The sequence below is a fragment of the uncultured Cetobacterium sp. genome, assembly GCF_947038635.1.
Classification (GTDB): Bacteria; Fusobacteriota; Fusobacteriia; order Fusobacteriales; family Fusobacteriaceae; genus Cetobacterium_A.
In genome coordinates this window covers 1-6,142 of record NZ_CAMQXC010000127.1, presented here as the reverse complement: position 1 = coordinate 6,142, position 6,142 = coordinate 1, and the positions used below count along the sequence as shown (strand labels likewise).

The 6,142-nt window shown below is 28.2% G+C and carries 5 protein-coding genes and 1 pseudogene; all 6 read left to right on the top strand.

What is annotated here, in order from left to right; all coding sequences use genetic code 11:
- Window positions 1-483, top strand: a pseudogene (locus Q0V08_RS10050) (hypothetical protein); the annotation flags it as partial.
- A gap of 19 nt (window positions 484-502) precedes the next feature.
- Complete coding sequence (locus Q0V08_RS10045) at window positions 503-1,288, top strand: GTP pyrophosphokinase (RefSeq protein WP_297434418.1); 786 nt, start codon at window positions 503-505, stop codon at window positions 1,286-1,288.
- A gap of 51 nt (window positions 1,289-1,339) precedes the next feature.
- A complete protein-coding gene (cls, locus tag Q0V08_RS10040; protein WP_297434416.1) occupies window positions 1,340-2,761 on the top strand; it encodes a cardiolipin synthase in 1,422 nt (473 codons plus the stop codon).
- A gap of 10 nt (window positions 2,762-2,771) precedes the next feature.
- Complete coding sequence (locus Q0V08_RS10035) at window positions 2,772-3,275, top strand: MogA/MoaB family molybdenum cofactor biosynthesis protein (protein ID WP_297434414.1); 504 nt, start codon at window positions 2,772-2,774, stop codon at window positions 3,273-3,275.
- 9 nt (window positions 3,276-3,284) lie between these two features.
- Window positions 3,285-5,813 carry a PD-(D/E)XK nuclease family protein gene (locus Q0V08_RS10030; RefSeq protein ID WP_297434412.1) on the top strand — a complete coding sequence of 843 codons (2,529 nt, stop codon included), beginning with the start codon at window positions 3,285-3,287 and terminating at the stop codon, window positions 5,811-5,813.
- Window positions 5,814-6,142, top strand: a 329-nt coding sequence (locus Q0V08_RS10025) for a UvrD-helicase domain-containing protein (protein WP_297434410.1), incomplete at its 3' end; no start/stop codon positions are given.

Genomic DNA, 6,142 nt, shown 5'->3' with positions numbered 1-6,142 from the left:
TATCAATACAGTAATATAAAAAGATTTATGCCTAACATAAAACTTTTAAAAGAGATTTTTATGGGACAGCTTATTGAAATAAATGGAAAGTTAGTAACTGGTAAAGTATCTTTTGAAAATAGAATAGAAGTTATGAAGTTAGATTTATTAGAAAAAGAGATTTTAGGATTAGAAGAGATAAAGAAAGAGAAGTTATTACAAGAGGAAAACTCACTGTATTCTTTAGCTTTATTAAATCTTATTGATAAAACACCAACACTTCAAAGTTGGGTAAACTTTAGATGTGACTTAGATAAAGTTCAGTTAATTGAAGGAGATAGAATATCTGTTGAAAGAATTCACATTATTAAAGGAAATGACTTTAATATTAGAGAGAGAATAGTTACAGTAGCTCCAGTAGAAAAGAGAGAGATAAAAACTGCTGAAACAATAGCTTACAGAAAAACTTGTGAAATTTCATTAGAGAAGATACCTAGAAAATAATAAAGAGGTGTTTAATTTGATATTAGATAATACAATAGACAGAGAAGAGTTTTTTAAAGCTTTCTGTATAACAGAGGAATATTTTAATTCCACTGGTCTTAATTGGGATGAGCTTATGAAAATCTATGCTGACTATATAAAATTAGTTCCTTATTTAGAAAAAGAAGCTGAACATATAGTATCTAAACTAATTGACAGTGAAGGAGTTCACTCAGTTAGAAGAAGAGTTAAAAGAGCAACACATCTTGTTGAAAAAATAATAAGAAAAGGTCGCAAGTATGCAGATCGCGGGATAAATGTAGAAAACTACAAAGAGATTATAACTGACCTCATAGGAATACGTGTACTACACCTATTTAAAGATGATTGGCGTGGAATACATTGTGAGATAACAAAATTATGGGATACAAAAGAAACTCCTCAGATAAATATTAGACGAGGGGATTATAACATCCAAGATTTAAAAAATACTATTCAAGACTTAGATTGTGAGATAATAGTGAGAGACCATGGTTATAGATCTATTCATTACCTAATTGGTGTTCCTGTTACAAAGCATGATGAAGTACTTGTAGAGATTCAAGTAAGAACAGTTTTTGAAGAGGCTTGGAGTGAGATAGACCACTTAATGAGATATCCATACGATGTTGATAATCCAATTATAACTGAATACTTAGGTATTTTTAATAGAATAGTTGGAAGTGCTGATGAGATGGGAATGTTTATAAAAAAAATAAAAAAAGAGTTTTCTAATGGAAAAGGTTTAGAAGATAATTTCAGAGAGTTGGATTTAAAATTCAAATAAAAGGGAGAGTTTCGACTCTTCCTTTTTTCTAAAAAAGTTAGAGGTGACTAGATGAAAGAGATATTCATAGCATTAAAGGACTACTTAGTATTTGTTAATATTATATTTGCGTGTATCGTTATATTCTTTGAAAGAAGAAGACCAGTATTTACACTATTTTGGATAACAATATTGTTGTTAACATCCTATTTTGGATTTATAATGTATCTATTTTTTGGTATTAGCTTTAAAAAACGTAGAGCTTTAGCAAAATATTATTTAAAAAATAACCATGATTATTTAAAAAATTTAAATAAAAAATCAATAGTTAGTATTAAAAAATGGATAGGATTAAGTAGATATTTAGATGGAGTTCTTTTAGGAAAAATGACTCACAACAATAGTTTCACATTTTATCCAGAAGCTAAGAATTACTTTGAAAATCTAACACTATCTATAAAAAATGCAAAAAAATCTATATATATGGAGTATTATATATTTGATGATGATGAAGTTGGTTCACCTATCTATGATCTACTTTTAGAAAAGGTTAAAGAGGGAGTAGAGATAAAAATAATAGTTGATGGTGCTGGAACAAGAGGAGTTTCTAGAAAAAGAGTTGATGAATTAAAAAGAGCTGGAATAATGTTTGAAGTATTTTTTCCATCGTACTTTCCATTTGTAAAAGTTGGAAATTTAAGAGCTAACTATAGAGATCATAGAAAAATAGCTTTAATAGATAATAAGATATGCTTTTCAGGTGGATTAAATATTGGAAAAGATTATATTGGTAAAGGTCGTTTAGGAAACTGGCAAGATATAGGATTCTCTTTAAAGGGTGAAGCTATAATAGACTATTTGCATGAGTTTGAAAGAAGTTGGAAATTCTTAAAAAAAGATACTACAGATATATTTCAAACAATCAATATTGATAAAGATGATCATAGTTTAACTCCAATTCAAGTTGTAAGTTCAGGTCCAAATTATGAGTTTCATACTATAAAAGACACGTTTTTAAGTTTAATAGTAAAAGCTGAAAAGAGCATTCACATAGAGACACCATATTTTATTCCAGATGAACCTATTTTAGATGCTTTAAAAGCTGCTTTAGTTTCAGGAGTAAAAGTTAAAATAGTGATCCCAAGTGTTGGAGATCATGCTTTTGTTTACTGGGCTAACCAATACTTTTATGGAGAACTAATTGAGTTAGGAGCTGAAATATACAAATATAAATATGGATTTATTCATAGTAAGTTAGTTATTATAGATGGAGAGATTGCATTTTTAGGAACTGCAAATTTTGATTACAGAAGTATGTACCAAAACTTTGAAATAAGTCTTTTGATTTTAGGAAACAACATTACTGAATTAGAAAAAAGAATAGATAAAGATATTTTAGATTCTAAAAAAGTAACATTAGAAGATTACAAAAATAGAGGAAAAAAAGATAGGGTGCTAGAATCGATTTCTAAATTGTTAGCACCGATACTATAAGGAGGATTTTATGATAAGAGTAGCTATAGTAACACTAAGTGATAAGGGTTCAAGAGGAGAGAGAATCGACGTAACAGGACAAAAGTTAAAAGAGATTTTTGAAAAGCATCTAAGTTATGAAACTGTTTATTATAATATGCTTCCAGATACTTACGAAGAGATTTGTGAAGAGTTAAAGAAACTAGCTGATGAAGATATAGCTGATTTAATTGTAACAAATGGAGGAACAGGGTTTTCAAAAAGAGATGTTACACCTGAGGCAACACTTGCAGTAATTGAGAGAGAAGCTCCAGGAGTAGCTGAATATATGAGAGCTAAATCTTTTGAAATAACACCAAAAGCTATGTTAAGTAGAGCAAGATGTGGAATAAGAAAAGGAAGTATAATTTTAAATCTTCCAGGAAGTCCAAAGGGAGCAACAGAGAATTTAAACTTTGTAATAGATGCTTTAGTTCATGGAGTTGAGATACTAAAGGGTGCAGCTGTAGAGTGTGCAACACCTATTAAAAAATAGGAGGGAACAATGAAGTTTGAGTATATAAGCTATGGGGGATCTTTAATTCAGGGATTGAAAAAAGATCCCTCTGTTGTATATGTGTTTTCTGATTATCCTTTAAAGAATAGTCAGAGAAAAGAGAGTAAAAGAAATATCTTTGAACCAGATCCACTTTATTTAACAATAGATGAGTTTAAAGGGGTAGCGTTTAGTACTGATAAAATAATTTTAAGTGAAGCAAAAAGATTTGTAAGTTTATATAACTATATGAAAAAAGAGTTTGCAGAGATAAATATAAACAACTACTTTGAATCTATTGAGTTTTCAGATAAGTTTTTTAAATACTATACTGAGTTAAATAGAAGTTTATGTACAAAGGATATAGAACTAGAGGAGTGGCAAAAAAAATATTTTGAAATATTCCATAGATTTAAAGAGAAGTATGAGGTATATTTGACTGAAAGAAATTATATACCAAAAGATTGGGTTGAGGATATAAAATATCTTGATTTAACAATCTTTAAAAAATATAAAAAAATAGTATTTGTAGATATAGTAAACTTTACACCTTTAGATAAATATGTGATATCTAAGTTAGAGGAGTTTATAGATGTCGTAATTAGAGTTCAAGGAGAACCTGGAGTTTTTGATGAGGAAAATCTTGAGTTAAAAGAGGTGTATCTACCTAGAACACAAAAAGTAGAGATATCAATGTTAGAGGTTCAAGATGAGTTAGAACTTATAGGAAATCTATTAGATATAATGAAAATGAAAAATCATATGACTAATATATTCTCTCCAGAAGCTGATACAAATGAGTATTCTAAGGTTTTTCCAAATAACTTTATGAGAGGAAGTTTCTACACTTTAAATGACACTAAGTTTTTTAAATTTTTAAATGCTCAAAGTGAACTTATAGGAGCAATGGAACCTAGAATGGATAACCTTATTCCTATTAAAAAGTTTTTAGAGGGAATTAAAAACTTAGAGATGCAAGAGTACTATGGAATAACAAAAGAGGATATGGAATATATCTATGGTCAAATTGATTGGGATTATAAGTATATAGGAACAGAGAGTAACGAAAAAATTTCTGAAATATATGAAGATATTGTAAAGGTATCAAAAATTGAAAGCATAGATAAGTTTATTACATACTTTAATGAACTTTTATCATTAGATATGTTTAGAGAAAAAATATATGTAGATTTTTATGATAAACTTCAAGAGTATATGGGATATGCTAAAACAACTGAGATAATGCTTGAAGAAAGAGAGATTAAAAGTTGCTTTAGAAATGGCGGAGATATTTTAAAATTTTTACTGCAATACTTTAATGATGTTGAAATTATAAGAAATGATGATAGTGAAGGAAAATATCTGATAAAACCAATGGAAAACTGTAAGGTTACTCCATCAAGAGAGTCAATTTTTATAAATATAAGTACAAGGTATCTGCCTAGAGTAAAAAGAGATTCTCTTTACTTAACAGAGAAACAGAAAAAAGAGAATGGGTTTACTTACTATGAAAAGGAAAGAAAAGAGGAGAAGTATAGATTTTATCAAGGACTTTTAAAAAATAGATATAACACAGTTATCTATATAAAAAATGAAAACAGTGGAGAGGGAGTATCTCCAATTCTTTCTGAAGTTTTAAATAGATATGGTATAAGTAGACTTGAAAAAACTGTTTATAGTGAGGATATACTAGAAAGACTGATAACATTTAAATCTGAAAAAATTGGAGAGTTCATTCAAAAAGATTTGATGAAAAATAGAGATGACTTTAAAAATAGAGAGCTAAGTATAGGTCCATATGACTATGATACTTTAACTAGATGTGAGTATAGATTCTATTTAGATAAAGTTTGTGGACTTAGTTCTTTTGAAAAAGAGGATTCTTTAGGTCTATCACTTAAATTTTTAGGAACTTATGTCCATGAAGTTTTTGAAAAGTTAACAGATAAGATGTGGAAAAAAATTCTGAATATTTCAGATTACTCAGTGACAAATGAAGAGGTAGAGGAGTTACTATATAAAAGTTTTTATGCCAATAGAAAAAGAGTTCCTGTATACCTAGATAACTATTTTACTCAGATATTAATTCCACGTTTTACAAAAAATATAGTAAAATTTTATAAAGAGATAGAAAATCTATATATAGAGAAAAAAGTTAAACGTATAGAGAGTGAGAAAAACAGTAGAAAAGAGCCGTTTTTAAAAGGTGATGTAGAAGTTACTTTAAGTGGTAGAGTTGACCTTGTAATTGAAACAACAACAAATAATCATATAATAGATTTTAAAACAGGAAGTAAAATTGATAACCAGTTAGATTTTTATACAATTATGTTATATGGTGATGAAAATGCTGCTCAAAAATCTATATATAATGCTTTTGAAGGAAGTATAGAGAATCAAGAAAAACCTAAACTAACAAGAGAGCTTTTAAAAGAAAGATTGATAGAATTTTTTAAAGGTGAGAACTACTTTTTAAGTGAGAAGAAAAGTGGATGTTTATATTGTGAGTATGGAAATATCTGTAGGAGGGAGTTTTAGATGAAGGGGATAGTTTTAAAAGCTAGTGCTGGAACAGGAAAAACATATAGACTATCTTTAGAGTATTTAGCTACTCTTTTAAAGGGTGAAAATTATAAAAATGTCTTAGTTATGACATTTACTAAAAAAGCTACTTCTGAAATTCAAGAGAGAGTCATTCTATTTCTAGAGGAGATGTATAGAGATAAAGAGTCATCTCTATATGAAAACTTAAAAAATTTATACCCAGAGATAGACCTTTCTTTTGAAAATGTTAGAAAAGTTTATTATGAGGTACTAGATAATAAAGATAGATTAAAAATTTCAACAATTGATGGTTTTATAAATCC